The organism is Streptomyces griseoloalbus (genome assembly GCA_014650015.1).
In the GTDB taxonomy this organism is placed as follows: Bacteria; Actinomycetota; Actinomycetes; order Streptomycetales; family Streptomycetaceae; genus Streptomyces; species Streptomyces griseoloalbus.
Genome location: BMUD01000060.1, coordinates 1 through 3042, shown reverse-complemented (window position 1 = coordinate 3042; position 3042 = coordinate 1). Strand labels below are relative to the sequence as shown.

Here is a 3042-nt window from a genome sequence, read left to right as displayed (position 1 = left end):
CCGCATCCACACCACCGGCCACCAGCCGCCACAAATCCTCCGGCGACGACACCCCACCCGGATAACGGCACGCCATCCCCACGATCGCGATCGGCTCCGCGGAGTCGCCCGGCGCGGCGGTGACGGCCGCGGTGGCCCGGTCGGGCTGTTCGTCGCCGAAGAGTTCACGCGCCAGTTGCCGTGCGAGGACGGTGGGGGTCGGGTGGTCGAAGACGAGGGTGGTGGGCAGCCGCAGACCGGTGGTCCCGTTGAGCTGGTTGCGCAGCTCGACCGCGGTGAGCGAGTCGAAGCCCAGCTCCTGGAAGGGCCTGTCGGCGTCGATCGCCGCCGCGTTCGCGTGCCCGAGCACCCCGGCGACCCGGCCGCACACCAACTCGAGCAGTGCCTCGTGACGGGCGTCGGCGTCCAGCGCGGCCAGCCGCCGCACCAGCGTCGATCCGCCCTGCGAGGTGTGGCCGGCGGCCTTGGGACGCGGGCCGGCGGGGGCCAGGTCGCGCAGGATGGGCAGCACCTCGTCGCCCTGGCGCCGCAGCTCCCCGGTGTCCAGGTAGGTCACGGCGAGGACCGGCTGTGCGGTCAGGAGGGCGGCGTCGAACAGGCTCATCGCCTCGTCCGACGGGAGGGCGCGCAGGCCGAGCCGGGCGATGCGGCGCAGGTCGGTGTCGGTCAGCTGACCGCTGATCGTGCTCGTCTGCGACCACAGGCCCCACGCCAGCGACGTGGCCGGCAGCCCTTGGGCCCGGCGGTGCTGCGCCAGCGCGTCCAGGAAGGTGTTGCCCGCCGCGTAGTTCGCCTGGCCGGCGTTGCCGATCAGGCCGGCCAGCGACGAGTACACGACGAAGGCGGACAGCGGCAGGTGCCGCGTCAGCTCGTGGAGGTTCCACGCCGCGTCGATCTTAGGCCGTACGACCGCGTCGAGCCGTTCCGCGGTCAGCCCGCTCAGCACGGTGTCGTCCAGGACGCCCGCGGTGTGCACCACCGCGGTCACCGGGAACTCCTCCGGTACCTCGGCCAGCGCTCCGGCCAGTCGCCCGCGGTCCGCCGCGTCGCACGCGGCGAACGACACCTGGGCGCCCAGCCGTTCCAGCTCCGCCCGCAGTGCGTCGGCCTCGGGGGCGTCCGCGCCCCGGCGGCTCAGCAGCAGCAGACGCCTGGCTCCGTGTTCGGCCACCAGATGACGGGTCAGGATGCGGCCCAGCGTTCCCGTGGCACCGGTGACGAGCACGGTGCCCTCGTCCCAGCGCGGTGCCGCTTGCTCCTGCGAGGAGGCCGCCAGCGCGCGGGCCAGTCGCGGCACCAGCAGGCGGCGGTCGCGGACGGCCAGCTGGGTCTCGCCTGCGGCCAGGGCGAGGGGGAGCTGTGCGTACCCCTCGGCGTCGGCGTCGACGAGGACGACCCGGCCGGGGTTCTCCGTCTGCACGGTGCGCAGCAGACCCCACACGCCGGCGTGCACCAGGTCCGTCACCTGCTCGCCCGGCAGGGCGGCCAGCGCGCCCCGGGTCACCACCACGAGCCGTGTGTCGGCCAGTCGTTCGTCGGCCAGGAAGGCCTGCACGCGTTCCAGGACGCGGGCGAGTTCCACGCGCGCCAGACCGGCGATGCCCTCACCGCCGACGGCTCCGTCGTCTCCGTCGGCGACCAGCGGCCAGACGACGGTGTCCGCGCCGGCCGCCACCACCGCGTCGAGGTGCGGGTACGAGGCAGCCGAGGCCAGGGAGGGTGCGCCCAGCACGGCCCAGCCCGAGGTGTCCGCGGCCGACTCGGGCACCGGTACGTCGGACCAGGCCACCGCGAACAGGCCGTCACGTCCCGCCTGGGCCGCCGTGCGCACCGCGTCCTTCGACAGCGGGCGGAGCGCCAGCGAGTCCACCGACGCCACCGGCACGCCCGTGTCGTCGGTGACCAGCAGGGAGACCGTGTCGGCGGCGCCGGACAGGCCGAAGCGGACCCGCAGCGCGGCCGCGCCCGTCGCGTGGACGCGGACGCCCGTCCAGGAGAACGGCAGGCGCGCCTCCACGTCTTCCTCGGCCACGCCCGGCAGCAGGGCGTGCAGGGCGGCGTCCAGCAGGGCCGGGTGCAGCAGGAACCGGCCCGCCTCGTCGCGCACCGCGTCCGGGAGGGTCACCTCGGCGAAGATCTCGCCCTCGCCCCGCCACACCCGGGACAGGCCCCGGAACGCCGTGCCGTACGCGTACCCCTGGTCGACCAGGCGCTCGTAGACGTCTTCCAGGCCGACCTCCCGCGTGTTCGCCGGGGGCCAGACCACCAGGTCGGCGGTGGGCGTGTCGGGGCCGGCGGGGACCAGGGTGCCCTGTGCGTTGAGGACCCAGTCGCGCTCGTCGTCCGTGTCGGGCCGGGAGTACACCTCGATGGGGCGTGCGCCGGACTCGTCCTTCTCCCCCACGGCCACCTGGAGGTGCACGCCGCCGTCGGCGGGCAGGGCCAGGGGCGTGGCGAGGGTGAGCTCGGCCACCTGCTCGGCTCCGGCCTGTTCGCCGGCGTGGGCCGCGAGTTCGAGCAGTGCGGTGCCCGGGAGTACGACGGTCCCGGCAACGCCGTGGTCGGCGAGCCACGGGTGCGTCCGCAGGGACAGGCGCCCCGTGAAGAGCATTTCGCCGCCTCGGGCGAGTGTGACCGAGGCGCCGAGGAGCGGGTGACCGGTCGAGCGGAGCCCGAGTTCGGTGGCGTCGCCGTGGTGGGCGGGGACGTCGAGCCAGTACCGGTCGCGCTGGAAGGCGTAGGTCGGCAGGGGGACGCGCCGGGCGCCGGTGCCCTCGAAGTAGGTTTCCCAGCCGGAGCGTCCCGCCTCGGTCCTGATGCGCAGGGCGGCGACCGCGGCCACCGCCGTCTCCGGTTCGGGCTTGCCGCGTCGGAGCAGGGTGAGGGCCTGTGCGTCGTCGCGGCCCTCGGCCTCCAGGGTCTCCTGTGCCATCGCGGCCAGGACCCCGTCGGGCCCTGCCTCCAGGAACGTCGTCACCCCCAACCCGACGAGGTGACGCACACCGTCGTGGAAGCGGACGGCCTGACGGATGTGCCGCGCCC

At 75.0% G+C, this 3042-nt stretch carries 1 protein-coding gene; it reads right to left on the bottom strand.

The window, feature by feature from the left end; translation table 11 throughout:
• The coding region (locus IE178_RS34905; protein ID WP_193515045.1) for a type I polyketide synthase at positions 1-3042 on the bottom strand (3042 nt) is incomplete at both ends.